We start from the raw sequence: 25,374 nt of genomic DNA, 5'->3' as shown, positions 1-25,374 counted from the left end.
GCATCGCCGGATCTTACAAGAGAGTTTATGGCGAAGCGCGCGTGCCGAGAAGTGGGTTGATGATGGCTTGAAAATCCGCCAGCGGCCGTGCGCCGACCAACGGACGTCCGTTAATGAAGAAGGTCGGGGTACTCGTCACGCCGAGTTTCAGCCCATCTCGCAGATCCTTCAACACCTCTTCGCGGTAACGGTTTTCCTTCATGCAAGCGTTGAATGGCGACTGGTGCAGTCCTAGGTCCTCGGCGAGAGAGGAAAAATTCCACGCGGTTGTCGGTGCTTGTCGGGTGAACAAGGCGTCATGGTATACCCAAAACCGACTCTGCTCTGCGGCACACTGGGCTGCCTGGGCTGCCGACAGAGCCTGTTGATGATTCGGCCCGGGAAAGTCACGGTACACCAGCTTCAACTTGCCTGGATATTTTGCCAGGAGTTCCTTCAGCACTGCCACACTGCGCTTGCAATAGGGACATTCAAAATCCGAGAACTCGACAATCGTCACCGGTGCCTGGGCTGTGCCGGTCCAGGGATCGTCGTCGGGGCTGACGTTCAGCACGGGGAGTTCTGGCTGGGGGAGATTCACGCGAATTTCTGCATTTCGACGTAACTGAACCAATAGCGCTCGCCGAACTCCCGACATTTCCTCTGAAGTAAGCAAGGCAGGTGACGGCGGGTGTTGCTGCGACGACTTTCCTTCCTGACGGATTGGCCGTGGGAGATCGGCCACTCTTGCTACCGTTTCAGACTTGTTCGCTCTCTCGATGAGTTCTGGAACGGTTATGCCTACTCTAGCCGCTTCGGTCGCCAGCAATTCCTCTTCGATCAAATGTTGGGTCGACTCAAGCAGCAGCTTTGTCCGCTGCTCTTCCACTTGATACAGTGGTAGAGCAACAGTCTGTTCAACCTCCGCCAGCGTGATAGAGCGTGTCCCAACCGTGGCGACTACCTGTGAATTCGTTTCTGAAACGGAGGGCTGCCAAGGTGGTACGGTTGGTCTGAAGGGCACTGTCATGAACAGGAGCAGGGACAGACCGCTGAGGCCGCCGACTATTCCAACGATCGATCCGATCTTCACAGCTACCTCATGGACGATCTTTTGAAGGTAGCAATACACGAATAGAAATCCAGTAATTCCTGAGAACCAGAACCAAGAGTGCGGCTGCTTGATCCCAGTCACACATGCCGGTCGGCAGGCTTTGCCTGGATTTCTTGCCAAAGCACGAAGTCTTATCGCTATCCGACAAACGTTGCGGTAGGGACTGGCTTCCAGCACTCGCGGCGAAATGCTTGTGGAGGTACGAATCAACACTCCTACAGATACTCATGGGTACGGCAGGTGACTCCTCCCAAAGTACTAACCTGTCTGTATACTGGTCCCCCTCCCAGTTTGGTATGGGCAGAAGGTCGAATCCGTTCTAGCTTCGGTCAAATAAGCCGCTGCGAACAGAAGGTCATTGAGGTGTAGTATCCGTGTGGAGCGCACCAGAACGGAGGCTATGGCTGGGTCGAACAGGTCGAACTATCTGTCCCTTTTTAGAAGGTCAAGAGGGTACATTCGCGGCTCTACTGAGAGTTTCGGCGGGGGAGGAGATGCAAGCATGTCTCATTGGGAAGAAAAGTTGATCGGAACCAGCCGGTGTTTTCTTCAAGTGAAGAGTAAGATTCCACTCCTAAGCAGATCCAAATCGACGGTGCTGATTTCAGGGGAGACTGGAACGGGCAAGGAATTGTTTGCACGGGCGCTTCATTATTCGAGTGAGCGGAGCGGGAAGCCGTTCGTGCCGGTGAATTGCGCGGCCTTGCCGGATCAGCTGGTTGAAAACGAGTTGTTCGGTCACAGCAAGGGGGCATTCACCGGCGCACTCGTCGAGAAACAGGGGCTGTTTCATGAGGCAGACGGTGGGACCTTGTTCCTCGATGAAATCAATAGTCTCAATATGGTGGCGCAAAGCAAACTCCTGCGTGTGCTTCAGGATCAGGAGTTTAGACCACTGGGCTCAACGAAGAGTCGAGTCGTCGATGTGAAGATCGTGGCCGCGACGAATACGGACTTGAGGTACTTGGTCAAAGCACGCCAATTCCGCGAAGACCTGTTCTATCGTTTGAATGTGTTGTCCGTGGTGCTTCCTCCACTGCGTGACAGAAGGGAAGACATCCCGGAGCTCGCGAGGCAGTTTTTGAAGCGCTCTGCCGAAGAATTTGGCAAGGGAGATGTCCAACTGTCTACCGACGCCATAAAGAAACTGATGAACTATGCATGGCCGGGTAATGTGAGGGAGTTGCAAAGCGTGATCCATCACGCGGCAGCGATGGCGATGGGCGATGCACTTGAAGGTCAGGACCTCGACTTGCCTGATCATGAGCCGACTGGATCAGCAGTGACGTGTGTGCCAGAGGGAATCGTGATCGATCAGTGCGGGTTTCAGGCTATGAAGATCAAGATGATCGACGAATTCGAGCGGGCATATCTGAGTCAGATGCTCTCCACCCATCAGGGGAATATTTCCAAAGCCGCACGCGCCGCGCGAAAAGAGCGCCGCGCTTTCCAACGGTTGCTCCATAAGCACGGCCTCGATCGTCGTAGTTTTTCTGCGGCTTAGGATGACGTGTGGCAGTGCGTTGCCTGAGGAATGATTGCCGCAGGGAGATGAGTCGACGTAGCATTTCTCAAGATTCCGCGATGTTCCATGGATGCGTGGCTCGGCATTAATCGTGCTGGTGACCGGCTACTGTGGAAAGGCCGGATCAGTCTCCAACCAGCAACAGAGTGGTATGGCTGCTACTGAGGTATCTCTGTTCCCATCCGGACGCGAAAGATACAGCCGAGGGAATTGAGAACTGGTGGCTTCGCGCGTATGGAGCCACTGTCGATCGGATGGGTGTGAGGGAAGCTCTCAATGACCTCGTCGGAAGGGACTGGCTTATCCGGAGAGGAAGCATACCAAGCCATCAGATCTACGGCTTGAACCCAGCCCGAAGAATGGAACTGCAACAGCTTTTCGAATCAAATAAGTAACGCTATGGGCACACTCGCTGACGGTCCCACCTCTATTATGGGCAAGAGCTGGTGTCAGGCATATTCGACGTAGCCGTCCCATTAGCGGCGTTGGGAACTGCTTGGCGGGCAATCCGAAGATTCTCCGATGCTTTCTCATAGTACTGCGGGCTGAGTTCTATGGCTTTCTCGAAGCAGGCGACAGCTTTCTTTGTACTGCTGACGCCGAGGAGGGCGACACCGAGGTTGTTATAGGCGCGTGGTTCGTCCGTCGCTTTTTTGAAGGTGTTGAGCGCATCGACATAACGGCGGCGCTGGACAAAGGCGACGCCCAAATTGTTATAGAGCTTTGGAGAGCGAGAACCGGCTGCAATGGCCTGCTCGTAGGCGTCGATGGCGGATTCGTAATTGCCGCTCAGCGCGTAGGCGAGGCCCAGATTATTCAACACGCTCGGCTCGCGCGGTCGATAGGTCAGGGCCGTCTGATAGGACGCAATGGCGTCGGTATGGCGCTTTTCCTGGTCGTACACGAGACCCAAGAGGTTATGAGATTGCCAGTTGGATGGGTTGAGCGTGATGGCCTTGGTCAAGGCCTTCTCCGCTTCCGCCAACTTGCCCTGCAGCAGATAGATCTGCCCCATGCCCTCATGGACCGCTGCAGACTCGGGCTCACGGGTTCGTGAATCCTGAAACTGTGTCAGAGCGGGATCGAGAAGCCCTTGTTGCAAAAACATCTGCCCCAGCTTGAGTCTGACTGAGTTGCGGGTAGGATCGGCCTTCAAAGCTTTGTCATAGTGAAGACTTGCCACTGGATAATTCCGAGCCTGCGCGTCGAGATCTCCCCGGCGCTCATGCTCTTCTACCGTCATCTCAGGGGTTGAGGGGGAGGCCTCCGCCAGGCGTTCCTGTTGATTCTTCTGTTCTTCCATCATCTTCCGATATTCCGCCATATCGAATGACGACGCGAGCTGATCTTTTGTTCCGCTGCATCCGGTGAGGGTGGAAACTCCCACAATAACACCGGCAGTGAACAATACCTTCAAAGATTGCATATCTGTCATCACGTCCAACCCCTCTAGTGTGATTGAGCGATGGTGTACGGACAGCATGCCGCGATGCTGCCTGATGGTCAAACAAAACCAAATTTCCCAATCGTATTCGCTTTGATGCTGCCGTTCTGGTTCGTTAGCTGCGGCGCCGGAGCCTCATCCGCACCATGTTCGGTGGGGGCTCGCCTGAGGCAGGAATACCGCAGCCCATGAAGGACAAACCGGTTTGTGCTGAAAATACAATCAGTTTGAGCGGCGGATGATCTGGCTGGCGACTTGCTATGCACTAGACCAATGAGGATCCGACTTTGCTGCGAACTGATGGCCAAGACGAAGGAGGTGAGAAAGTTTTTGATGGCGTAAACGGTCGCAAGCCAAGGCCGGACAAGAAATGAATGTGCAGAGTAGTTCGTAAGCAATAAACTCAAACTTTAAACAATATGAAAGGTGCAAATCATGTTGAACGCAATTCGCCAGTTCGTGAAGGAAGAAGAAGGTGCTTCGGCTGCTGAATATGCTCTGCTCTTGGCGGTGGTTGTTCTCGGGATGGCTGCTGCGAGTCAAGCGCTAGGCACCAACATCGGGCAGGCCATTCAGAGGGCCGCGACCTGCGTCGGTGGTGGTGCGTGCTAGCTAATTAGAGGGAGGAACATTGGTTGGCCCGATGATACATCGGGCTAACCAATCCATCCAGGGCCGCGAAGCGGAAGGTGATGCGCGGGAGATTCGAGAGACCATGATGCCATCCATGCTGATCATCGTTCTAACATCACTACTGATCACGGCAATTTATACAGATCTTCGATGGGCTCGCATCCCGAACTGGCTCACTTTTTCGGCAATGGGCTTCGGCATTCTCGTGCAGGCATGGATGGGTGGGCTGCACAGCGCGTTGATTAGCTTGGCCGGCCTTGGCGTGGGTATGGGACTGTTTCTACTTCCCTATGCTTGCAGAGCCATTGGAGCGGGCGATGTGAAATTGATGGCGGCGGTCGGCTCAATGCTCGGTCCATTTGGAGCGCTCTCCGTCGCCGCGCTTTCAGTCTTAGTCGGAGGGCTCTATGCGCTCGGTGCCATGAGCTATCAGTGGGGCCTCGCCGCCACATCCAAGAAATTAGCGTTCGCCACGTATGGCGCATTCATGACTGGGGGAACGACTGGGGTAGGGGATTTACAATTGCCGTTTCGGCTTCGGTACGCGTTGGCGATTGGCGCCGGTACCCTACTTTTTCTCGGAGGGGTCCAGCCCTTCGGGGGATAGGCCTCACACGGAATTCATCTATGGTTGGTCAAGCAGCAGTGAGAACCATGAACGCAAATCAGGGCAGCAATCGGATGGCATCGATTGAAGAGGAGGAGGGGCAATGAAGCGGTATCGGCCTCTGGTGTTTTTCGGATTGGCGTTGGTGCTGGGCGTCGTAACCAGCTTCCTCGTTTTCTCGTGGCTGCAGAACGAGAAGAACCGGTTGCTGGCGGCGCCATTGTCCATGACCAAGAATGTGCAGGTCTTGGTGGCGAATGCGGATATTCCCTGGGGGACGAAACTCGCTCCCGAGATGATGCTGATGCAGGAGATTCCAACCGGTGCCATTCCTGAAGGACACTTTACGACGCTGGACTCGATCAAAGACCGAGTGTTGTTGGTGGATGTGAAGAGAAACGAGATGCTCTTGGAATCGAAGCTGGCACCCCTCGGGACAACCGGCGGGGGAGTTGCTGCCGTGACCGATGTGAACAAGCGGGCCATGTCGGTAAAGGTCGATGATGTGATCGGAGTCGCAGGCTTCATCAAACCGGCTGATCGTGTGGATGTCATGGTGACGATCGAACCGACTCCTGGAAAGCCGGAGCATGCCATTTCCAAGACCATCCTGGAGAATGTGAAGGTGCTGGCGGCCGGCACTCAGATGGAGCGGAAGGGGAAGGATGAAGAGCCGAAGCCGGTTCAGGTCATCACCGTCGAGGTCGATGTGGAAGAGGCCGAGAAGCTGGCACTGGCTTCGACGCAGGGGCGGTTAAGGTTGGCCCTGCGCAACCCGTTGAATAGCGAGCGCGTGTTGACCAAAGGCGCCAACGTCGGGGCGCTTCTCAGCTCCTTTCAGGCGAAAAAAGTCCACGACGGCGATGGTGGCATCCGGATCGAAATCATTAAAGGCGATGTTCGTAAGGAAATTAAGTTCTAGGAGTCAGGGAGGCATGGGTATGCGGCTTACACATCTTCGACTCGGCAATCACGCGCAATGGATAGTTGGCATGGTTTGCAGCGGGGTTCTTCTGACGGGTCCTTCGGTCGTCGTGGCAAAGAACAACGACATTCAACTTGTCTCGTTATCAAAAGAACCACAGCAGGTCAACCTGGTGGTCGGAAAGTCGACCGTGGTCAGCATGCCTGTGGCGATCAAGCGGGCATCGTTGGCTGATCCGCATATCGCCGATGCCATGGTGTTGAGTCCGAAACAGATCTATGTGACCGGCAAGGGCTATGGAACAACCAATCTTACGCTGTGGGGGCAGGACGACCAGGTGCTCGCCATCCTGGATCTTGATGTCGGAGTGGACCTGGTTCGGTTGAAGCAGCAGCTTGCAGAGTTGTTGCCGGATGAGACGAATATTCGTTTGAGGGGAACCCACGACCATGTGACTGTATTTGGGACTGTGTCCAGTGAGGCGCGCCTGAGTCAGGTACTGGCCGTGGCTGAAGCCTATGCTCCGAAGAAAGTCCTGAACTTTCTCAAGATCTATCCCGAACCACCAGGGACCAAGGTGCCAGCTGATCTGCAGACTGTGACGGTCGAAGTGATCAAGGGGACATCGGTGAACGCGGTGAAGTTCTAAATTCCGGGATGTTGGGAAAACGTCTGGAGGATACATCCGATGAAATTACGCAATGCGATCACGATCATGGGGTTGGCACTTGGGATCTCAGCTGGGGCTCAAGCGTTTGGGCAGGACCCGGTTGGAGGAGTTGCAGAACAGCGCGAGCCCCAGAAGCTCGAGTTGACCATGGGCAAGTCGAAGGTGCTGGATCTGCCTGTGGCGATCAAACGAGCGTCGTTGGCCAATCCTGACGTGGCCGACACCGTCGTACTCTCTCCGACACAGATCTATCTGACAGGCAAGACCATAGGAGTCACGAATCTGACACTTTGGAATGAGAGCGGCAAGATGATGGGGATGTATGACGTGATGATCGCTCCGGATGTGACCCGTCTGAAAGAGAATCTTCATAAGACCTTGCCGGATGAAAGCGGCATCCTGGTCACTTCCGATCATGATCACATCACACTCTCCGGAACCGCCTCGAATTCCAACAATCTGAACCGTGCGTTGAGCATGGCTGAGGCCTATGCACCGAAGAAGATCGTGAATGCCATGCAGGTGGGCGGTGTTCAACAAGTGATGCTGGAAGTCCGCGTGGCAGAAATGAACCGCGAGTTGATCAAACGGCTCGGGGTGAATTTTGTCGGAGTCGGCAATGATTTCTTTGTCGTATCGGTGCTGGCTAACTTGACGAGCCTCGCGAGCTTGGCTCATCCGGCTGGTCAAATGGCTACCATAGGTTCAGGAATTACTCAGGCGATCCAAGGTGCATTTGGATTCAACACCGGGAGTATCTCTTGGATAGGATTTGTGGACGCGCTCAAGGAAGAAAATCTGTTGAAAGTCTTGGCGAAGCCAACCCTGATGGCGTTGAACGGCCAAGAAGCAGCCTTCCTTGCCGGAGGCGAATTTCCCATTCCCGTACCACAAGCCTTTGGCCTGGTCACGATCCAGTTCAAGAAATTCGGTGTCGGGTTGGTCTTTACGCCGAATGTCTTGAACAGCAAGCACATCAGCTTGAACGTCGCGCCGGAAGTGTCAGAGCTTGATTTTACGAATGCCTTGAGAACGCAAGGATTCGTGGTGCCGGCCATTACAACCAGGCGAGCGGCGACAACGATCGAATTGGCGGATGGGCAGAGCTTCGCCATCGGTGGGTTGTTGCGTGACAACGTCAGGGAGTCGGTGAAAAAGGTTCCAGTCCTCGGTGAGATTCCCATCTTAGGTGCCTTGTTCCGGAGCAGTTCGTTCCAGAAGAGCGAAACGGAATTGGTGATCATTGTGACGCCGCACTTGGTCAAGCCGCTCGATATGGCCGCGCAAACGCTGCCGACAGATTATTACGTGGAGCCGAACGACTTTGAGTTCTACTTGATGGGGTTTGCCGAAAAAAGCGGCTACGGCGGCAAGGCAGGACAACGGTCGCCGGCGGCGGAAATATTGTCCAACAGCATCAGCACAGGCAGCGCGATGGATGGTCGCGTCGGCCATTTGCTGCCGTAAATCTATGTGCGATCCCTTGTCCCTTGGACTGAAGAAGGAGAAAGCCATGACACGACTCATATGGATCTTGACGGCAACGGCAGGATTGATGGCCGGAGCCTGTGCGCCGACGACGATCAGTCCCAACTGGGGAACGGCCTATCAACAGATGAGGGCGAGCCAGGTCTTGAACCCAGCCGCCGGAGAGCAACTCGATCCGGTTGAAGGGCAGGACGGAGCCGCCAACGCCACGGCAAGGGGAACCTACCGGAAGAGCTTTGAAAAACCCGATGCTGAATTTCAACGCTCGATTGTGTCGAGCGGCGTGCAAACGAAATAACCGGGCAGTGAGGCCAGCATGACCACAGGCATGCGAAAGCTGAATGAGCGGGGTGTGGTGGCGGCTGAATTTGCACTGCTGCTGCCGGTGTTTCTCTTGATCCTGTTCGGCATTATTGAATTCGGCATGATGATGTATGGGCGCGAAATCGTCACGAATGCGGCGCGTGAAGGAGCGCGCGCCGGCATCGTGCAGGGGCCGCCAAAGAGAACAAGCAGCGACATCACCACGATTGCGAACAACTATCTCACAGGAACCGGCATCAAGCAGGCGGATGTGACTTTTACCCCCGCTGGTGTTGGACTCTCCAATCCGAACATGCTGACCGTGACAGCGCAGTACTCGTACAACTTTCTGATTCCATATATCCCTGCAGTTGTTGGAATTCCAAACCCCCTCATCATTACGACCCAGGTGGTGATGCGTCATGAATAATGTCAAACCGAAAAGGTTGGTCGATCCGCTGGGCAATGAACAGGGAGCGGTGGCTGCGATGACCGCCATTTTTCTCGTGGTCCTGCTGGCTGTGGCGGCGGCTGCGATCGACATCGGTCATGCGCTTGTCGCGAAAAATGAATTGCAGAACACGGCGGACGCTGCAGCGCTGGCCGGGACCCGTGCGCTCGGGGTCATTTATGAAGGCATGACGCCGGCCCAACAACAGATCTACGTTCTCACAAGCGGTGATCGGGCCGTCGTAACCAACGCGGTACAAGCCACTGCTGTGGCGAATTCCGCAGCCGGCGTTCCCATTGCTATCAACGCAGCAGACATCGCAATCGGGACCTGGAATCCGGCGACCAGAATTCATACCGCCACCGTGAACCAACCGAAGGCCGTACGAGTGTGGGCGAGGCGTGATTCGTCGGCCAATGGCGCGATCAGCACCTTTCTCGCGAGCGTGGTCGGGTTGACGAGCGTCAGTGTCGGTGCCGTCGCGACGGCAGATATGACGGCAGTCGGTCAAACCGCCCCTGGCCAGCTGGACGTACCGTTCGGTATTTCAACATACTACTTCACCCAGTTTGGTTGTGGGGATGCAATCAAGTTCTATCCCAATGATGGGACTCCGCAAGCCTGTTCCGCCTGGCATACGTTCGATCAGTCTCCCGCCAATGCGAACACGTTGAGGAACATTATCGATGGGTTGCGCACCGGCTCCTATCAATCTCCGGGAACCGCTCCTGGAGACACACTCAATTTTATCAATGGACAAGTCAACAGCGCTTTCCCGAATTTGATCCAGCTCTACAACGCCAAGAAGGATGCCAACGGCAATTGGGACGTGTTTGTCCCGGTCTATCAATCGGATGCCTGCACGCCTCCAAACGGTCCCCTCCCGATCGTGGGGTATGCCGAAGCCCGGATTACCAATGTGCAAGGCAATCCGAACGCGCGGATCTCAGCAACCGTCTTGTGCAATATCTTCGAAGGGAATACGACCGGGGGCGGTCCTCCATACGGTCCGGTCCTGTCTACGATTCCAGGGCTCGTAGAGTAGTTCTAACTCAGGAGTACAACTCGCATGGCTCGATTGATAGCAGTGTCGATCGATTGTCGGAACGAAGAGGTTCGCCGAACGTTTGAAGACATGGTCTCGCGCAGGCTGCATTACTTGATTGCCAAGGGCCAGGGGACCGGTGCGGTCGATATGTTGTTGCTTGAGCTGGATGAATTTCGCCCTCAGCACACATTTGACCATATTCGTCAATTGCTGAGCGCTGCACCGGACCTTGAAATCTTTCTGACTGCCTCGCGCGTGGATTCTCAGCTGCTGTTGGAAGCATTCCGGGTCGGTGTTAAGGAGTTCCTGCCACAGCCACTCACGAGACAGGATGTAGAACCGGCTCTGGCGCGGTTCGAAGAGCGATTTGCCGGGAAGACGTCTGGTTTGGAGATGCAGGCCGGAAAAGTGATCGCCGTCATTGGCGTGAGAGGCGGTCTCGGGACAAGTACCGTTGCCACGAATCTCGCCGTCTCCGTGCAACAGACCCGGCATCATGAGCCCGTCGCATTGATAGATTTGGACGTCCACGGAGGGGATCTCGGGTTGTTTCTTGACTTGCCTGCCTCCCAAGGACTGACGCACCTCACGAAAGATATTTCACGATTGGACGAAACGATCCTCCGCAGTACGTTGGTCCGGCATCCGTCCGGACTGCAATTTCTTGCTTCAGGCTGTGAAGTCTACGATGACCTCACGTTCGAGCCGGGAAGCATGATGCGCGTGATGTCTCTTCTCCGATCAATCCACAGGCATGTGTTCATCGATTGCGGCCATGTCCTCGAACCTTCAGTCAGGGAGGTGCTCGACAGTGCCGATCAGGTCATCATGGTGACTACGCTTTCCCTGCCGGTGATACGGAGAACGAAACGGTTATTGGACGTTCTCTTCGCGGCACACTATCCCCCCACCAAAATTGCGTTGGTCGTCAACCGCTACGAAAAGGACCAGAAGGACCTCGTGGCCGAAACCGAGACGCTGTTGGGCATTCACATGGCCGGACTGATCCCAAACGACTATGAATCGGCCAGCGAGGCGATCAGCCACGGGAAACCGCTGGCCGTCATGGCCTCAAGAACTCCCATCGCGCAGTGGTATCTGCGAGGAGCCGGACAACTCATCGGTGAACATGCCGAAGGTGCCGCCTTGTCGAAGGGACAGGCGAAAGGCCTGTCGTTCCTGGGCCGGTGCTTTTCGAGTATCAGAATGGAAGTGGGGCGCAAACCCTCCGTCGTAGGAAGGTAGTGAGGGGTGGTGGAGTGAGGAAAGGTAACTGAGATCGGGAGGTATCATGCTGGCGACGAAATCTATGAATGGAACTGAATTGGGTACCCACTATCATGACTTGAAGGACCGCCTCCACGAACGCGTGATCGATCTCGTCGATATGAATGCCATCGGCAAGATGTCGCAGGAGGCCGTGACCGATCAGTTGAGCAAGCTGATCGAGCAACTCCTTCAACAAGAGTCGGTCCCGCTGAATCAACGAGAACGGGCGCAGATTACGCAGGATGTGCTCCATGAAGTGCAGGGATTGGGACCGTTGGAGCCGCTGCTGGCGGATGCGACCGTCAACGACATTCTGGTCAATGGACACAAGCAAGTCTTTGTCGAGCGATTCGGGCGACTCGAACTCACGCCGATTCGCTTCAAGGACGACGCACATCTGAAGAAAATCATCGAAAAAATTGTGTCATGCATTGGGCGACGAATCGATGAATCGGTGCCAATGGTGGATGCTCGATTGGCCGACGGCTCCCGCGTGAACGCGATTATTCCGCCGCTGGCCATCGACGGCCCGTCGCTTTCGATCAGAAAATTCAGCAAAGACCCGCTGCAGCTGCACCACTTGACCGAAAAACGGTCTCTCACTCCAGAGATCGGAGAACTGCTCAAGGCCATTGTCCAGGCCCGCTTGAACGTCCTGATCTCCGGTGGAACCGGAACCGGGAAAACCACCTTATTGAACATCCTCTCCGGATTCATCCCCAATAATGAGCGAATCGTGACGATTGAAGATGCTGCCGAGTTGCAGTTGCGTCAGGAACACGTCGTCCGCCTAGAAACGCGTCCGGCGAACATCGAAGGGAAGGGTGAGATCGCGCAACGTGAACTCGTGAAGAACGCCCTTCGCATGCGCCCGGACCGCATCATCGTCGGCGAGGTCCGTGGTGCCGAGAGTTTGGACATGTTGCAGGCCATGAACACCGGTCATGACGGCTCGTTGACGACCGTCCATGCCAACTCCTGCCGGGATGCCCTCACAAGAATTGAAACGTTGGTATCAATGGCCGGCTTCAACCTGGCACCAAAGGCAATGCGTCACTACATCTCATCGGCACTGGACGTGATCATCCAGATTGCTCGCTTATCGGACGGTACGAGAAAGGTTGTCAGTGTGCAGGAAGTTGTCGGTATGGAGGGTGATCTGATCACGCTCCAAGAGCTGTTTGTCTTCCAGCAAACCAGCCTGGATGAGAACCGGAAAGTCAAAGGGCGTTTCAAAGCGACCGGTGTTAGGCCCAAGTTTGCGGAACGGTTGGCTGCCGGGGGCATTGTTCTTCCATCGACTGTCTTTGACCCAACGAAGGTGTACGAATGTTAACGGCGCTGATCGGCCTCGGTATCTTTGGCACAATCCTCCTATTCATGTATGCCTGCACAACGGCGTACCGTATGATGGCGCCACGGGGAGTAGATCGCGCGGTCGAACGGATTCAGAACTGGTCTTCACCGATCGAGACCGCGCAATTGGAAATAGTGCGCAAGGAGTCGCTGAGCGAGATTCCCTGGTTGAACGACCTGCTCAAGAGAGCCAGGAGACTGCAGCCATTCAGAGTGCTTCATCAACAGGCAGACTGTAGGACCCCATTGGGGGTATTTGTACTGGCAGCTGCGGTGCTTGCGGTGAGCGGATTGTTGCTGGCCTTGACAATGGGGCAGACAACCGTGCTCGCGCTCCTGTTCGCCATCTTGTTGGGTGCCGTTCCCTATGCCTATCTTCTTTGGCGCAAGAACCAGCGGCTTGCGATGTTCGAACGGCAGCTTCCGGAGGGATTGGAACTTATCTCGCGGGCGTTGCGGGCTGGCCATGCCTTTTCTGTTGGTCTCAAAATGGTCGGAGAAGAGGCTGCTGATCCGATCGGCAAAGAGTTCAGACAAGTCTTTGATGAGGTGTCGATGGGTGTATCGCTCCCGCAGGCGCTCGATAACATGACGCATCGGATAGACAGTGTCGATTTGCGGTTTTTCATCACCTCGGTCCTTGTTCAGCGCGAAACCGGGGGAAACCTGGCGGAGATCATCGATTCGCTGGCCGGATTGATCCGTCAACGATTTGAGTTGCAGCTACGAGTCAAGGCGCTTTCTGCGGAAGGACGAATGTCTGCGGTCGTCCTTTTCGGACTTCCCATTGTAGTTGGGGTGCTGCTGTTCAAGATGAATCCCGACTATATGGGTTTATTATTTACAGATCCTATCGGTCGGAACCTGGCGACCGTCGGGAGCATCATGATGGTTGTCGGGGCGCTGGTGATGAAACGGATGGTGACCATCAAGGTCTAAGGAGCGACGCATGGAACTCCCGTTTGTTGCAGCGTTGGTGACATTTCTGGTGGTGATGCTGTTGGGAACGGCATTGTATTTGTATTTGGAACGGAAAGAGGTCTTAGAGGTCTGGCGCCGACGCGCTGAGAATCATGAGGAAAGTCTCGCAGAAGGGCCATCCTCTGGAAACATCCTTGACGCTGCTCAAGCACAGTTGCAGGCCTTGCTCGAATGGTTTGCAAAATGGAACCAACCTTCCGATGCGGAGGAAACAAAAGCCACGCGTCGCCTTTTAGTTACTGCCGGCTATCGCAGCAGAAAGACTCCGGTCTTCTTCATCGGTTCGAAACTGTTGTTGGCCGTTGTGCTGGTTGTCTTGTTCACGATGATTCCAGTGAAAATTCTTGGTTTTCCCAGCACCACCACCTTGCTCTTTTATTATGTCTGCCTTGCGGCATGTGGATATTACGCTCCTTTGATCTGGTTGAAGCGCGTCATCGCTGATCGACAAGATGCATTGCAACGGGCCATTCCCGATGCGTTGGATTTGATGGTGGTGTGTGTGGAGGCGGGTTTGGGGTTGGATCAAGCGATTGCGCGTGTAGGAGCGGAGGTCAGTCAGGCGCACCCGGCTCTAGGGGATGAGTTGAATATCCTGTCGCAGGAACTGAGAACCGGGGTGCAGCGTCAGGCGGCACTGCGGAATCTTGCCCATCGTACCGACCTCGAAGAAGTCAGGAACTTAGTGGCCCTTCTGGTTCAGACGGATCGGTTTGGAACCAGCATCGGTCAGGCTCTCCGAGTCCATGCTGATTCAATGAGGACAAAGCGCCGTCTCAAGGCGGAGGAACTGGCGGCAAAGTTGCCCGTGAAACTCTTATTTCCCCTTATTTTCTTTATTTTCCCAAGCATGTTTATCGTGACGATCGGTCCCGCCTGTATTAGGATGGTGCGCGTGTTATTTCCGGCGCTGGCGGGCCATTAATTTTTTTCCTCGCTCATCATGGAGACAAGGTTGACTCCTTCGTCGCTACAAATGGCCGGCGAAGCGGCGTTGCTGCGCCAAGCCTTACCCAATGGAGGTTTTTGACCCCCGTCCAGACTAATTTTGAGCTGATCGATATGATCCCGGCTCAACAGGGGATTCGGCTCGCATGAAGAGGTACAACATGTGCGCGATGGTTCTATGCATGCTCTTGCTGTCTCCTGGAGCCGTGTATTCAGCCGAAACTGAAGCCTCACCCGTTCAGAAGGAGCCAAGACTCTATGATCACTACCTGACGTTGAAACGCATGCAAGAAAGCATGGCAGGTCGTTCTTTGGACGAACAGGCTCGATTGCAGCCGCAGATCGATCGAGCGGAGCGTCGCGCCTGCGAACAGGTTCGGCGGGAACGGCAAGAGGGGGTGCCGAAGGAGGACTATCGCCGACAGGGAGGAGACCAATTTCTCGTATTTGCCCAGCAATTGGAGCAGTATTGTCTCTCCATTCGCTAAACATTTGAGGATTTCTTAAGTATTGGCCTACGGCGGTCAGTGGGAACAGGGCTTTTGCTCTTCTTCCATTAGGTTCGTCGTCGGACTCATCTCCACCTCCACAAAGATCCCGCATCGGTTTATCCAAAATTTTGGACGGGCCGGGGGAGGGGCAGGCGGTATCGGAGTATGGGCCGGAGTCGGAAGGTTGATCTGGACGTTGACAACTGTGAGAGAGGGGGCCGGGAGATAGGATATAAACGGCCAAGATGACAATCCCAGCACCGGCGGGATGCGCTGAAGCGGTGAGGACATCATGCGGCTGTCGTAGCGTTGCATGGCGTCACCGCTGAAATCGCGCACTATTGTTCCTGCCTCTCCATCGGCACCAAATAAGAAAGTGGCTGTCGTAAAAATGAGCACCCACCGGACGAATTTCATATACACATCATACCAACCCGACGATCCAATTGGTTACTGGGGTTATTCCTAGTGTGCCCGTATCAGAAGCTCGTTTGCATAGCGGGATCTCGATCCCATAACGGGTCGGATTGCCCTTCTCTCAATCCGGTTTCCTTCGCTACCACGCAATACGCAGGATTGGTCGTATCCTGATCCGCTCCTCACGCAGAAGCTCACGGCTGTCAAGCCATGGACTCCACCTCGGGACTCGCCGACTGCGAGGTGGAAAGCCAACGATTCACCATATCGCGCAGATTCTGCTCATCCCTGAACATGTAAGGCTCTCCGGCCTAGGCGGACGGACAGGCAAGCAGCGTTCTCATTGACAGAATACAGAGGGAGCCACCATGATACGCCACGACGCCGCGATGGCGACCTCAGTTTCGAATCAGCGTAAGTCCAGCAGTTTGAATCTGGGTAAGATCTCTCTCGTAGTCGGTATCGCGTTAGCCAACGGGGCGTTCTTCCATTACAATCTCGGGCGCTTCCTATCATTAACCGCGATGAAAGAAAATCGGGACAGCTTGTTGGTATTCCAGGATGCCAACTTTTCCGTAGCCGTGGGGATGCTCATCGGGGTCTACGCGATTGTCGTGTATAAGCGGATTGCAGCGAAACTAGCGTGATGCATATCGCGTCGATTGACGATCTGCACCAAAGGATGTCAGGCTATGACCACGCAACCCGTTTCAAGAGTTATCGGAATGAGTGAGCATGACCAATCTCTGATGCTTCCGGACGACGAATATAATCAAGCGCTCGTCGCCAATGTGCATCCTGCCGATTGGGTCAATCCTGAGCCGACAGGCCGCTACAACATCGTCGTGATCGGAGCGGGGACCGCCGGATTGATCACGGCCGTCATCGCCGCGAGCCTTGGAGCGAAGGTCGCTTTAATCGAAAAGCATCTGATGGGTGGCGACTGTCTCAATGTCGGATGTGTGCCGTCAAAGGGAGTGATTCGAGCAGCCAGAGCCTGGGCCGACTTACGGAAGGCCGCGGAGTTCGGCCTCCATATTCCCGCCGGCGTGAGGTATGACTTCGGCGCAGTGATGGCGCGCATGAGGAAATTGCGGGCCCGCATCAGCCAGAACGACTCAGCCCACCGGTATGCCAAACTGGGCGTCGACGTGTATATCGGCAGCGGACGTTTTCTCGGTTTTGAAACGGTCCAAGTGGAAGGTCCGTCCGGTAATCGGATTCTCACCTTCGCGAAAGCCGCTGTTTGTACTGGTGCGCGAGCGGCCATACCCGATATCCCCGGCCTTCAGGAAGCCGGTTATCTGACGAACGAAACCATCTTTTCTCTGACTGAGCTGCCGCAGCGTCTCGGTGTCATCGGGGCCGGACCTATCGGATGCGAGCTGGCGCAGTCCTTCGCCCGCTTTGGGAGCCACGTCTATCTGATCGAAGCGATGCATGGCATCCTGCCGAACGAGGATCGAGATGCAGCGGGTATCGTTGAACAACAGATGCTTCGCGATAGTGTGAAGCTGCTCTGCTGCGGAAAATATCTGAAGGTGGAAAAGACCGAAGGCGGTAAACGTCTGACAGTCGATTCGCATGGCCGACAGTACGATGTCATCGTCGACGAGATTCTCGTCGCGGTCGGTCGGATTCCGAACATGGAGAGGATCGGTTTGGAGACCGCTGGAGTCTCGTACGATAAGAATGGGATCAGGGTGAATGCCCGATTGCAATCGACCAACCCCAAGATTTTCGCGGCCGGTGATGTCTGCTCACGCTATAAGTTTACACATGCCGCTGATGCCATGGCACAAATTATCATCCAAAACGCGCTGTTCCCTCACCCCTTGGGCTTGGGCTACGCCAGTGTCGAGTCGTTGAACATGCCCTGGTGTACGTTCACCGAACCGGAACTCGCCCATGTCGGCCTGTACGAAAAAGACGCAAAGGAAAAGGGGATCGAGGCTGAAACCTATACATATGGATTGGATGAAGTTGATCGAGCAATCCTGGATGGAGAGGACGAAGGGTTCGCGCGGATTCACATTCAAAAAGGAACGGACAAGATTCTTGGCGCGACGGTCGTGGCGGCCCATGCCGGCGACATAATCAGCGAATTCTCTGTCGCCATGAAGGGAGGGGCGGGGGCCAAAACGATAGCCAGTACCATCCATCCTTATCCAACCCAGGCCGAGGTGAATAAAAAGGTGGTGAATCTCTGGCGAAAAGCGCACTTCACTCAGGGAACGAAGCACTTCCTCATGAAGCTGTTCGCGTGGATGAGGCGATGATGACAGGACGGGTGATGGCGTCGGTTAGTTTCCTTGCTTGGGCGATGCTCATGTCATCCAGCGCCAACAGCCTTGTCTGGGCTCAAAATACCTCGACATTGGAGATTGGCAAGTTTTCGGAGGCTGCCATAGGAGCGGCACTCCCGGACGGATGGACACCTCTGACCTTCACCAAGATCCCGAAGCAAACACAGTATGAAGTCGTCAAGGATGGTGGCAGGCTGGTCGTAAAAGCGGTGAGCGAAGCCTCGGCTTCGGGGCTGACCAAACAGGTCAAAATAGATCCGAAGGAATTCCCTATCGTGCGGTGGCAATGGAAAGTCGAAAATCTGCTCCAGACCAGCGATGTCACGCGAAAAGACAGCGACGATTATCCGGCTCGACTCTACATTACCTTCGAATACGACCCGGACAAGGTGAGTGTGGGGAAAAAACTCAAGTATAAGGCCGGCCGGCTGTTGTTCGGAGACATTCCCATCAGCGCGATCAACTATGTCTGGGAAAGAAAGGCGCCGGTCGACACCATCATCGATAATGCCTATACGGATTTCGTCAAAATGGTGGTCGTCGAAAGCGGACCACAAAAAGTCGGCACCTGGATGGACGAAGAACGGAACATCTATGAGGATTATCAAAAAGCCTTTGGAGAAGAGCCACCAATGATCAACGGCGTGGCGATCATGAGCGATACGGACAATACGAAAGAACGAGCGACTGCCTATTACGGCGATATTACCTTCGTCAAAGGCCGGTGAAATAGGGAATGGTTGAGTCCAAGACAAGCGGGCCGGTGTGAATCCTAGTCGGCCCGCTTAGTGGATACAGGTATTACTGAATCGAGTTGGCAAAACCGTTGCGGGTGATTTCGGCGCGCACGAGGTCACCGACCTTCTTGCTGCCGCGCAATTGCTTGGTTTCCCGACTTACGTAGACCTGAATGTGATTCCCTTCGAAGTCTTCGACCGTGTAGACATTGCCCTTAATATATTTTACGGTTCCGCCAATTGTCTTCCATGCCGGACCCGGCTTACGGTCCGACCGGTCAGCAGAGGTGGAGGAGGGAGATTTCCGTGTTGAAGCCCCCACCTCCATTGAGGCTGACGAATAGACGCCCGACTGCTTCGCGTCCTTTGAGCTTGCGGCTGTCGCGGACGGTATATCCAGAGAAAGAACGGCTAGACCTCCCAGGACACTCGGGAGGATATTCATGAGTTGACTCTTCATTGAGCACCTCCTCGTACAAACGATGTGAATTGTTCGAGTGGGCAGCAAAGTGCGTGCCGATTGACAGAGATATGGAAATGATGACTCTTGGTCAGTTACAGACAATTGCTGCTGGAAAACACTGCATTTCCATGAGACCGGAGAAAAAACGGCACATTGTTGAGCAAAACTGCACGGCGATCGTCACCTGGCCTGATCATGCTGATACACATTGAACGATCACAGCACCGCACGACGGAGCAAATCGGCGGAGACTCTAGCGGGAAGAGTGAACGGCCGAGTCTCCACCGAGCTTTGTGGGGCGGATTGACGAATCTGGTTCTGAGGCGTCCGCTGTTGGCCGTGTTTCAAGTGAACCTTCGGTGTAATTCTTCCTGTGGCTACTGCAATCTCCCGTTGAATGTTGGCCGGTATGAGATGTCACGGCAAGAGATCCGGAATGTCTTCACCGGGCTCTACAGGGATGGACTACGTTTTGTGTTTGTGCAAGGAGGCGAGCCGCTTCTACGCCGTGAGTTGCCCGACATTCTTCAAGATTTAGTTGAGATGGGGTTTCATCTGACATTGATCACGAATGGAACCAAGCTGACCCCGCGCTTTGTGCGACAATTCGACGATCTTTCGGTATCCCTCTCGATCAGCCTCGACACCTTAGATCGCAACAAGTACGAACGTATCCGGGGTGCGGACCAACTTAACGCGGTCCTTGCCGGCCTTGATCTTCTCCAGCACTATCGCCACCCGAAATTCCTGATCTGTATCCTCAGCGAAATCAATCGGGATGAGGTAAAGGATATTGTTGCATTCGCCAAGCAACGGGGTTTCTTGCCGGTTGTCGGCGCCTACCATTGGGGTGTGGGGTTGTATGGCAAGCAGGACGCGACGTTGATGTATGGCCGTCAACAGGCCCGGCTGGTCTTCGAGCGATTGCTTGAACAAGATCTCCTGCCTCCTGGCTATCTCCGGCAATACGCGAAGGACAATAGCGCATGGCTTCGTGGAGAAGCATTAAAGCGGTGCGATGCGGGAAGATACAGTATTGCAATCGATGCGTCAGGAAATGTGGCGCCGTGCTTGTCGCTTCCTACGGTTGGAAATCTTCTTGAATCTTCACTCAGTGAAATACTGGCCCGGTTCGATCGACGAGAGATTCAACGGTGTTCCGATCGGTCATCCTGCAACAGAGTAGATGGACGAGTTATCGGGTCGGTACTGCGACATCCGATCGCAGCCTGGGAAACACCGGTTACGTGGTGAGCCAAGAGAGGGTTGCGATGCGGTGGATCATACTGAGCCTGGTCATTGTGGTCACTGGTTGCTCAACCGTTCCAGCAACGTTCACACCAGCCGAACCTATTCCAGCCAATGAATTTTCGCACAGACTGTTGAGTCGAGTATTGGATGCACATGTGAGTAATGGAGTCGTTGACTACCCGGCGATTCAATTGGATGATCGATTGCCGGCCTATCTTGCGCAGCTGGACCGAGTTGATCCCAACGCATTTGTCACGCGCGATGAGCGGCTGGCCTTCTGGATCAATGTGTACAACGCCTTCGCGATCAAGGGCATCCTCGATCACTACTCGCCGGTGAGCTATGTGGGGCGCTATCGCTACTTCATCGGGCGGGACTATCGAGTTGGGGGAGCCGGCATCAATCTCTACGATCTGGAACGGCAGGTGCTGATCAAGCAGTTTCAGGAACCGCGGATACATTTCGCGATTGTGTGCGCGTCCACTTCCTGCCCGAAGCTCCAGGCATGGGTATATGAACCGGATCAGCTCGAACGCCAGCTCGATCGTGTCGCCAGGGAGTTTATTAACGATCCCACGCGCAATCGTTTCGACCGCGCGCAGAAAGTTGCATCACTTTCGATGATCTTCAAGTGGTTTGACGACGATTTCACGAGGGCTGCAGGATCAGTCTTGGCGTACATCGCCCGCTATGTGAACGATCCGGAACTGTTTCAAGACCTAACGCGAGTGGAGTACCGTATCGAATATCTCGACTACGATTGGAGCTTGAATGGCATCCCACCAAAGGAGCCTTCCCATGCTGGTCAGTCATGATGAGAGGGTGCCCATCGCCAGGCTCCTGACGTTTTTGGAACATGGTGAACGGATGGCCCACGATTGTGCAAAGGCCCAAGCCGCCTTGACTGAGGATTCCGGAACGCGTCGATTTCTTCTGAGCCAGGCCAAACAAGAAGCGCTGCATGCACGGGTCTTTCAGGGGGCCATTGCGTGGCTTGCACCGAAACACCTCCGTGATGCGCCGTTTCTTCCGGCCTTGGAAGAATATCGCAGGATTCTGGACGATGCGCTGGCTCGCCGCGATCTCATGGAGACGCTCCTTGCCGAGCAAGTGGTCCTCGAAGGTTTGGGCGAAGCCATCCTCACACGTATTGAACAAGGGTTGGTGAAACGGGCCGCGCCATTCGGGCCGCTTCGCCGCCTTCTCCTCAAGCAGGAAGAAGCGCACCATGGGTTCGGCCGCCGCCAAATCGAGCGGGCGATCGAACGAGGCGAGACGGACCCTGAGTCGCTCAGGCGATGGGCGCAGCATTATCTCGCGTTGACCGACGCCATGGTCCTCACCCTCTGCGATCTGTTCGAGAGCATCGATGAAGATGCCAGGGCTTGGGCGCGCGATGTGCGGACATTTTTGCCTGATTGGTGTTCGCCATGATCAGCGTCATTATTCCTGCTTACAATGAGGAAAGGGCATTGCCGTGCACGTTGCGCACATTGTTCGCGCAGACAGGCAAATTCGAAGTCATTGTGGTGGACGGCGGCAGCATCGATCGCACCTGTGCGATTGTCTCAGAGTTTGCGCTCAGTCCTCAGCCCGCTTCGCCCGCTCAGCGAGGCGAGTCCTCAGCACTCAGCACTGTTCGTCTTCTCTCCTCCTCTAAGGGTCGTGCCTCACAGATGAATGTCGGCGCAAAGCAGGCGAACGGCGAGTGGCTGCTCTTTCTCCACGCTGATACGGTGTTGCCGGACGGCGCCATCCAGCGTCTCAATGACATGGAGAGCGATCAGGCGATTCAGGCGGGCGGCTTCATGCACCAGTTCTCTGGTGACGACTGGCGGCTGCGAGTTATTTCATTCTTAGACAACTTTCGATGCACACGCAGCCGGATCATCTACGGCGATCAAGCCTTGTTCGTTCGCCGACAATTCTTTGAACGACTCGGCGGGTTTCCTAACCAGCCGATTCTCGAAGATGTCGCGTTCTGTGAGAAAATCATCAAGGAAACAGATCCCTTGCTCCTGTTCCCGCCTGTCATCACCGACGCCCGGAAATTTCTCAAAATGGGTATCTTTCGAAGCTTCGTTCGCGTCCTGCTGATTATCCTTCATGTTGAGTTTCGCCTGCCGATTCTCCCTCGCGCATTTTTTCAAGATATCCGGTAACTTGTTGCCTATGCTTTCGTTTTCGGCGGAACTGTTCTATTCATGAAGGAGTGCGGCATTTCGTGTCTCCAAGGACCCTGCTAAAATGCGCGCATGGATGTCATTGCCACGCATAACAACGCGGATTTCGATGGGCTTGGCTCTATGGTCGCCGCGCGCAAACTTTTTCCGGATGCCAAGCTGGTCTTGCCGGCCGGGGGCCAGGAGACTGTCCGTAATTTTCTTGCTGTGCACGATCTCGACATCACGAAACTCAAAGATATCGATCTCTCGCAGATCACCAAGCTGGTGCTGGTCGATACGCAGGACTCCGACCGAATCGGAGCGCTCAAATCGTGCATCGGGAATCCAGCAGTCGAGGTGGTCGTATTTGATCATCATGTCGAACCGGACTCATCCTGCGCCGGTTGTTCGAAGCAATCGATCATTGCATCGGTCGGAGCGACGACGACACTTCTCATCGAGCAGCTCCGACGGTGGCATATCCCCGTGACGCCGTTTGAGGCAACCGTGATGGCCCTGGGCCTTTATGAAGAAACCGGATCGTTCACCTTTACGTCCACGACCAGCCGAGATTTTGAAGCCGGAGCGTTTCTCATCGCAGCCGGTGCGGACCTGAATATGGTGGCGAAGATCCTGCACCGTCCTCTGGATCCTGATGCCGTCGCGCTGCTGAACGATTTGTTGGAACACAGCGAAGTGCATTACCTGGAAGGTCGCAAGGTCCTGGTGGCCACGAGCACGGTTGATCGCTGCCGCGGAGAAGCAGCCGGCGTGGTGCATAGACTGGCCGAATTACAGGGTGTCGATGCCGTCCTTGTGGCAGTGATGATGGCAGATCGAGTGGAAGTGATCGGGAGAAGCCGCAGGCCTGAGATCGACGTCGGCTGGGTCGCACGGGAATTCGGAGGAGGAGGCCACGCCGTGGCGGCGGCCGCCGCAGTCAAAGGACGGACGCTTGCGGAAGTCAAAGAGAGGATCGTTCACCTGCTGACCACACACTATCGCCCGACTCTGCTGGCCCAGGATGTCATGACCCACCCGGTAAAAGCGATCGAGGTCGATACCAGCGTGATTGAAGCGGGACAGCGGATGACGGCCTATGGGCTTAATGTTTTTCCCATCCTGGATGAAAATGATCATTACGCCGGGCTCGTCAGTCGCGAGTCGATTCAGAAAGCCTTGTTTCATCGGCTCGACAAGTTGGCCGTGCGTGACATCATGCAGACCGATGCCTATATGGCACAGCCGGGCACTCCGTTTCATGAGATCGAAACGGCCATGATCGAGCGAAACCAGCGGTTTGTGCCGATCATCACAGACGCGAAAATCGTCGGCGTCATTACCAGGACGGATCTGTTGCGGACCCTGCACGACGATGTGCTGAAGGTGGCTCGAATGCGGACGATGCGACCGAGCGAAACCGAGGCTGAGAGTGGAGGGTCGCGTCGCAACGTCAAGAGGCTGTTGCGGAGTCGCTTGCCGCAGCGTCTGGTGACGGTGCTGGAAGAGGCTGGTCAATTGGCTGACCGTTGCGAGGTCCCACTCTTTGTCGTCGGCGGCTGCGTGCGAGACCTATTACTTGGCATCGAGAACCTGGATTTGGATCTTGTGGTCGAAGGCGACGGAATCGCCTTCGCGCGAAAGCTCGGTGAAATGCTGCAGGCGCGGGTCAAGGTGCATGAGCGATTCGGCACGGCCATCTTGCTGTCGGCGGATGGCTTCAGACTCGATGTGGCCACCGCAAGGACGGAATACTACGAATATCCGACCGCCCTACCGACAGTGGAGCAAAGTTCCATCAAGAAAGATCTCTATCGTCGAGATTTCACCATGAACGCGCTCGCTGTCCGGTTGAACGGAAAGGGTTTCGGGGATGTGCTCGACTTCTACGGTGGGCAACGGGATCTGAATGACAAGGTCATCCGAGTCTTGCACGGGCTGAGTTTCGTTGAAGATCCGACCCGAGTCTTTCGAGCTATCCGATTTGAATCCCGGTTCGGGTTTCGTTTGGGAAAGGACACAGCGGCGTTGATCGCCGGCGCCGTCAAGATGAATCTGTTTGAACGATTATCCGGCCATCGTCTGCTGGAGGAACTGAAACTGCTGCTGGGCGAGCGGGAGCCGAAACAGGCGATCAAACGATTGGCGGAGGTAAATCTCCTGAAGTTCATCCATCCGAAGCTGAGTTGGTCAGACCGGTTGAACAGGTTACTGGCCGCACTCGAGGAAGCCGTCGATTGGTACCGGCTACTCTACTTAGATCGGAAGATGGAAACCTGGTTAGCCTACATGATGGGGCTTCTGGCGCTGTTGCCGGAGCGTGCCGTGAAGGACGTGCTCAAACGATTTCCCTTTTCCGAGCAGGAAGCGGCCGGACTCAAAATGGCCCACGTGGGCTGTCATACGGTGATTCGGAAGCTTGCGACGAAGCGATCGCTCAAACCGGCGGAAGTGTACCATCTCTTGTCGGGACTATCCGATGAGACGCTGTTGCTCCTCATGGCGAAGAGCAAAGGAGAAACAGTCAAACGGCAGGTCTCGGCCTTTCTGACGACCTATCAGCAGGTGAAACCGATTCTGACCGGCACCGATCTCAAGATGATGGGATTGAAACCAGGTCCGCAGTTCAAAAAGATCCTTGACCGACTGCTCGATGTGCGGCTGAACGGAGAGATCAAGACGGAATCGGAGGAGAGGGATCTGGTAATAAAGCTTACCGGTCGCTGAGTCTGGTAATCCAACTACGTACGATCGTCTTGTCTGGAGAACGGCTGAAAGAGCCTACCCCGTAGGGCCATTAATC

Annotated in this window: 26 protein-coding genes; 22 read left to right on the top strand and 4 right to left on the bottom strand. The window is 55.0% G+C overall.

What is annotated here, in order from left to right:
- Nucleotides 1–25 precede the first annotated feature (25 nt).
- Entirely contained in the window at nucleotides 26–1,072 is a 1,047-nt protein-coding gene (locus P0120_14905) for a thioredoxin domain-containing protein (GenBank protein ID MDF0675610.1), read from the bottom strand.
- Nucleotides 1,073–1,595: 523 nt separating this feature from the next.
- On the opposite strand from P0120_14905, the gene P0120_14900 reads away from it, so the two are divergent.
- Nucleotides 1,596–2,597 carry a sigma-54 dependent transcriptional regulator gene (locus P0120_14900; GenBank protein ID MDF0675609.1) on the top strand — a complete coding sequence of 334 codons (1,002 nt, stop codon included), beginning with the start codon at nucleotides 1,596–1,598 and terminating at the stop codon, nucleotides 2,595–2,597.
- A gap of 451 nt (nucleotides 2,598–3,048) precedes the next feature.
- Here the strand turns inward: P0120_14900 and P0120_14895 are convergent, their stop codons facing one another.
- Nucleotides 3,049–4,053 (bottom strand): tetratricopeptide repeat protein, encoded by a 1,005-nt coding sequence (locus P0120_14895; protein MDF0675608.1) that lies wholly within the window; start codon nucleotides 4,051–4,053, stop codon nucleotides 3,049–3,051.
- A gap of 444 nt (nucleotides 4,054–4,497) precedes the next feature.
- On the opposite strand from P0120_14895, the gene P0120_14890 reads away from it, so the two are divergent.
- The 13 genes from P0120_14890 to P0120_14830 all read left to right on the top strand — a co-directional run bounded on the left by P0120_14890 (nucleotide 4,498) and on the right by P0120_14830 (nucleotide 15,229).
- The gene (locus tag P0120_14890; GenBank protein ID MDF0675607.1) at nucleotides 4,498–4,674 is read left to right on the top strand and encodes a Flp family type IVb pilin; all 177 of its coding nucleotides are present in this window, start codon (nucleotides 4,498–4,500) and stop codon (nucleotides 4,672–4,674) included.
- A 31-nt stretch (nucleotides 4,675–4,705) separates the two neighbouring features.
- Nucleotides 4,706–5,302, top strand: coding sequence for an A24 family peptidase (locus tag P0120_14885; GenBank protein ID MDF0675606.1), 597 nt, complete (start codon nucleotides 4,706–4,708; stop codon nucleotides 5,300–5,302).
- Nucleotides 5,303–5,405: 103 nt separating this feature from the next.
- Nucleotides 5,406–6,224 (top strand): Flp pilus assembly protein CpaB, encoded by an 819-nt coding sequence (gene cpaB, locus P0120_14880; GenBank protein MDF0675605.1) that lies wholly within the window; start codon nucleotides 5,406–5,408, stop codon nucleotides 6,222–6,224.
- A 19-nt stretch (nucleotides 6,225–6,243) separates the two neighbouring features.
- The gene (locus P0120_14875; GenBank protein ID MDF0675604.1) at nucleotides 6,244–6,876 is read left to right on the top strand and encodes a pilus assembly protein N-terminal domain-containing protein; all 633 of its coding nucleotides are present in this window, start codon (nucleotides 6,244–6,246) and stop codon (nucleotides 6,874–6,876) included.
- Nucleotides 6,877–6,915: 39 nt separating this feature from the next.
- Nucleotides 6,916–8,364, top strand: coding sequence for a type II and III secretion system protein family protein (locus P0120_14870; GenBank protein ID MDF0675603.1), 1,449 nt, complete (start codon nucleotides 6,916–6,918; stop codon nucleotides 8,362–8,364).
- Nucleotides 8,365–8,410: 46 nt separating this feature from the next.
- A complete protein-coding gene (locus tag P0120_14865; protein ID MDF0675602.1) occupies nucleotides 8,411–8,683 on the top strand; it encodes a hypothetical protein in 273 nt (90 codons plus the stop codon).
- 18 nt (nucleotides 8,684–8,701) lie between these two features.
- On the top strand, nucleotides 8,702–9,118 hold the full coding sequence (locus tag P0120_14860) for a TadE/TadG family type IV pilus assembly protein (protein MDF0675601.1): 417 nt from the start codon (nucleotides 8,702–8,704) through the stop codon (nucleotides 9,116–9,118).
- Complete coding sequence (locus tag P0120_14855; GenBank protein ID MDF0675600.1) at nucleotides 9,111–10,184, top strand: pilus assembly protein TadG-related protein; 1,074 nt, start codon at nucleotides 9,111–9,113, stop codon at nucleotides 10,182–10,184. Before P0120_14860 ends, P0120_14855 begins: the two co-directional genes overlap by 8 nt.
- Before the next feature lie 24 nt (nucleotides 10,185–10,208).
- A complete protein-coding gene (locus P0120_14850; protein ID MDF0675599.1) occupies nucleotides 10,209–11,432 on the top strand; it encodes a cellulose synthase operon protein YhjQ/BcsQ in 1,224 nt (407 codons plus the stop codon).
- A gap of 46 nt (nucleotides 11,433–11,478) precedes the next feature.
- Nucleotides 11,479–12,792, top strand: coding sequence for a CpaF family protein (locus tag P0120_14845; protein ID MDF0675598.1), 1,314 nt, complete (start codon nucleotides 11,479–11,481; stop codon nucleotides 12,790–12,792).
- Nucleotides 12,786–13,751 carry a type II secretion system F family protein gene (locus P0120_14840; protein ID MDF0675597.1) on the top strand — a complete coding sequence of 322 codons (966 nt, stop codon included), beginning with the start codon at nucleotides 12,786–12,788 and terminating at the stop codon, nucleotides 13,749–13,751. Before P0120_14845 ends, P0120_14840 begins: the two co-directional genes overlap by 7 nt.
- A gap of 10 nt (nucleotides 13,752–13,761) precedes the next feature.
- A complete protein-coding gene (locus P0120_14835) occupies nucleotides 13,762–14,718 on the top strand; it encodes a type II secretion system F family protein (protein MDF0675596.1) in 957 nt (318 codons plus the stop codon).
- A 184-nt stretch (nucleotides 14,719–14,902) separates the two neighbouring features.
- Nucleotides 14,903–15,229, top strand: coding sequence for a hypothetical protein (locus tag P0120_14830; GenBank protein ID MDF0675595.1), 327 nt, complete (start codon nucleotides 14,903–14,905; stop codon nucleotides 15,227–15,229).
- A 36-nt stretch (nucleotides 15,230–15,265) separates the two neighbouring features.
- On the opposite strand, the gene P0120_14825 is transcribed toward P0120_14830, so the two are convergent.
- The gene (locus P0120_14825) at nucleotides 15,266–15,649 is read right to left on the bottom strand and encodes a hypothetical protein (GenBank protein MDF0675594.1); all 384 of its coding nucleotides are present in this window, start codon (nucleotides 15,647–15,649) and stop codon (nucleotides 15,266–15,268) included.
- Nucleotides 15,650–16,017: 368 nt separating this feature from the next.
- On the opposite strand from P0120_14825, the gene P0120_14820 reads away from it, so the two are divergent.
- From P0120_14820 to P0120_14810, 3 genes are all read left to right on the top strand, one after another.
- Nucleotides 16,018–16,296: a hypothetical protein gene (locus P0120_14820; protein MDF0675593.1), complete on the top strand. Its 279-nt coding sequence runs from the start codon at nucleotides 16,018–16,020 to the stop codon at nucleotides 16,294–16,296.
- Between the two features lie 78 nt (nucleotides 16,297–16,374).
- Nucleotides 16,375–17,928: a mercuric reductase gene (locus P0120_14815; protein MDF0675592.1), complete on the top strand. Its 1,554-nt coding sequence runs from the start codon at nucleotides 16,375–16,377 to the stop codon at nucleotides 17,926–17,928.
- A complete protein-coding gene (locus P0120_14810) occupies nucleotides 17,925–18,683 on the top strand; it encodes a DUF3047 domain-containing protein (protein MDF0675591.1) in 759 nt (252 codons plus the stop codon). The genes P0120_14815 and P0120_14810 overlap by 4 nt, the downstream gene beginning before the upstream one ends.
- A 73-nt stretch (nucleotides 18,684–18,756) precedes the next feature.
- Here the strand turns inward: P0120_14810 and P0120_14805 are convergent, their stop codons facing one another.
- Nucleotides 18,757–19,152, bottom strand: a complete 396-nt coding sequence (locus tag P0120_14805) for a hypothetical protein (protein MDF0675590.1) — start codon at nucleotides 19,150–19,152, stop codon at nucleotides 18,757–18,759.
- A 198-nt stretch (nucleotides 19,153–19,350) separates the two neighbouring features.
- Here P0120_14805 and P0120_14800 point away from each other — a divergent pair, with 198 nt between their 5' ends.
- From P0120_14800 to P0120_14780, 5 genes are all read left to right on the top strand, one after another.
- Complete coding sequence (locus P0120_14800) at nucleotides 19,351–20,409, top strand: radical SAM protein (GenBank protein MDF0675589.1); 1,059 nt, start codon at nucleotides 19,351–19,353, stop codon at nucleotides 20,407–20,409.
- 17 nt (nucleotides 20,410–20,426) lie between these two features.
- Entirely contained in the window at nucleotides 20,427–21,221 is a 795-nt protein-coding gene (locus P0120_14795) for a DUF547 domain-containing protein (GenBank protein MDF0675588.1), read from the top strand.
- Complete coding sequence (locus tag P0120_14790) at nucleotides 21,205–21,840, top strand: hypothetical protein (protein MDF0675587.1); 636 nt, start codon at nucleotides 21,205–21,207, stop codon at nucleotides 21,838–21,840. The genes P0120_14795 and P0120_14790 overlap by 17 nt, the downstream gene beginning before the upstream one ends.
- Nucleotides 21,837–22,568 (top strand): TIGR04283 family arsenosugar biosynthesis glycosyltransferase, encoded by a 732-nt coding sequence (locus P0120_14785; protein ID MDF0675586.1) that lies wholly within the window; start codon nucleotides 21,837–21,839, stop codon nucleotides 22,566–22,568. The genes P0120_14790 and P0120_14785 overlap by 4 nt, the downstream gene beginning before the upstream one ends.
- Before the next feature lie 93 nt (nucleotides 22,569–22,661).
- Nucleotides 22,662–25,298, top strand: coding sequence for a CBS domain-containing protein (locus P0120_14780; GenBank protein MDF0675585.1), 2,637 nt, complete (start codon nucleotides 22,662–22,664; stop codon nucleotides 25,296–25,298).
- Nucleotides 25,299–25,374 lie beyond the last annotated feature (76 nt).

This window comes from Nitrospira sp., from assembly GCA_029194675.1.
In the GTDB taxonomy this organism is placed as follows: domain Bacteria; phylum Nitrospirota; class Nitrospiria; order Nitrospirales; family Nitrospiraceae; genus Nitrospira_D.
The sequence above is the reverse complement of the archived record's forward strand: the minus strand, read 5'-3'. Positions and strand labels throughout refer to the sequence as shown.

Bases quoted from the DNA above. Each gene is read 5' to 3' on its own strand.
- P0120_14835 (MDF0675596.1), top strand. From the start codon at position 13,762: ATGGAACTCCCGTTTGTTGCAGCGTTGGTGACATTTCTGGTGGTGATG.
- P0120_14860 (MDF0675601.1), top strand. From the start codon at position 8,702: ATGACCACAGGCATGCGAAAGCTGAATGAGCGGGGTGTGGTGGCGGCT.
- P0120_14780 (MDF0675585.1), top strand. From the start codon at position 22,662: ATGGATGTCATTGCCACGCATAACAACGCGGATTTCGATGGGCTTGGC.
- P0120_14875 (MDF0675604.1), top strand. From the start codon at position 6,244: ATGCGGCTTACACATCTTCGACTCGGCAATCACGCGCAATGGATAGTT.
- cpaB (MDF0675605.1), top strand. From the start codon at position 5,406: ATGAAGCGGTATCGGCCTCTGGTGTTTTTCGGATTGGCGTTGGTGCTG.
- P0120_14805 (MDF0675590.1), bottom strand. From the start codon at position 19,152: ATGAAGAGTCAACTCATGAATATCCTCCCGAGTGTCCTGGGAGGTCTA.
- P0120_14855 (MDF0675600.1), top strand. From the start codon at position 9,111: ATGAATAATGTCAAACCGAAAAGGTTGGTCGATCCGCTGGGCAATGAA.
- P0120_14830 (MDF0675595.1), top strand. From the start codon at position 14,903: ATGTGCGCGATGGTTCTATGCATGCTCTTGCTGTCTCCTGGAGCCGTG.
- P0120_14785 (MDF0675586.1), top strand. From the start codon at position 21,837: ATGATCAGCGTCATTATTCCTGCTTACAATGAGGAAAGGGCATTGCCG.
- P0120_14865 (MDF0675602.1), top strand. From the start codon at position 8,411: ATGACACGACTCATATGGATCTTGACGGCAACGGCAGGATTGATGGCC.
- P0120_14840 (MDF0675597.1), top strand. From the start codon at position 12,786: ATGTTAACGGCGCTGATCGGCCTCGGTATCTTTGGCACAATCCTCCTA.
- P0120_14870 (MDF0675603.1), top strand. From the start codon at position 6,916: ATGAAATTACGCAATGCGATCACGATCATGGGGTTGGCACTTGGGATC.
- P0120_14885 (MDF0675606.1), top strand. From the start codon at position 4,706: ATGATACATCGGGCTAACCAATCCATCCAGGGCCGCGAAGCGGAAGGT.
- P0120_14825 (MDF0675594.1), bottom strand. From the start codon at position 15,649: ATGAAATTCGTCCGGTGGGTGCTCATTTTTACGACAGCCACTTTCTTA.
- P0120_14810 (MDF0675591.1), top strand. From the start codon at position 17,925: ATGATGACAGGACGGGTGATGGCGTCGGTTAGTTTCCTTGCTTGGGCG.
- P0120_14850 (MDF0675599.1), top strand. From the start codon at position 10,209: ATGGCTCGATTGATAGCAGTGTCGATCGATTGTCGGAACGAAGAGGTT.
- P0120_14790 (MDF0675587.1), top strand. From the start codon at position 21,205: ATGCTGGTCAGTCATGATGAGAGGGTGCCCATCGCCAGGCTCCTGACG.
- P0120_14890 (MDF0675607.1), top strand. From the start codon at position 4,498: ATGTTGAACGCAATTCGCCAGTTCGTGAAGGAAGAAGAAGGTGCTTCG.
- P0120_14845 (MDF0675598.1), top strand. From the start codon at position 11,479: ATGCTGGCGACGAAATCTATGAATGGAACTGAATTGGGTACCCACTAT.
- P0120_14900 (MDF0675609.1), top strand. From the start codon at position 1,596: ATGTCTCATTGGGAAGAAAAGTTGATCGGAACCAGCCGGTGTTTTCTT.
- P0120_14820 (MDF0675593.1), top strand. From the start codon at position 16,018: ATGATACGCCACGACGCCGCGATGGCGACCTCAGTTTCGAATCAGCGT.
- P0120_14800 (MDF0675589.1), top strand. From the start codon at position 19,351: ATGCTGATACACATTGAACGATCACAGCACCGCACGACGGAGCAAATC.
- P0120_14815 (MDF0675592.1), top strand. From the start codon at position 16,375: ATGAGTGAGCATGACCAATCTCTGATGCTTCCGGACGACGAATATAAT.
- P0120_14895 (MDF0675608.1), bottom strand. From the start codon at position 4,053: ATGACAGATATGCAATCTTTGAAGGTATTGTTCACTGCCGGTGTTATT.
- P0120_14795 (MDF0675588.1), top strand. From the start codon at position 20,427: ATGCGGTGGATCATACTGAGCCTGGTCATTGTGGTCACTGGTTGCTCA.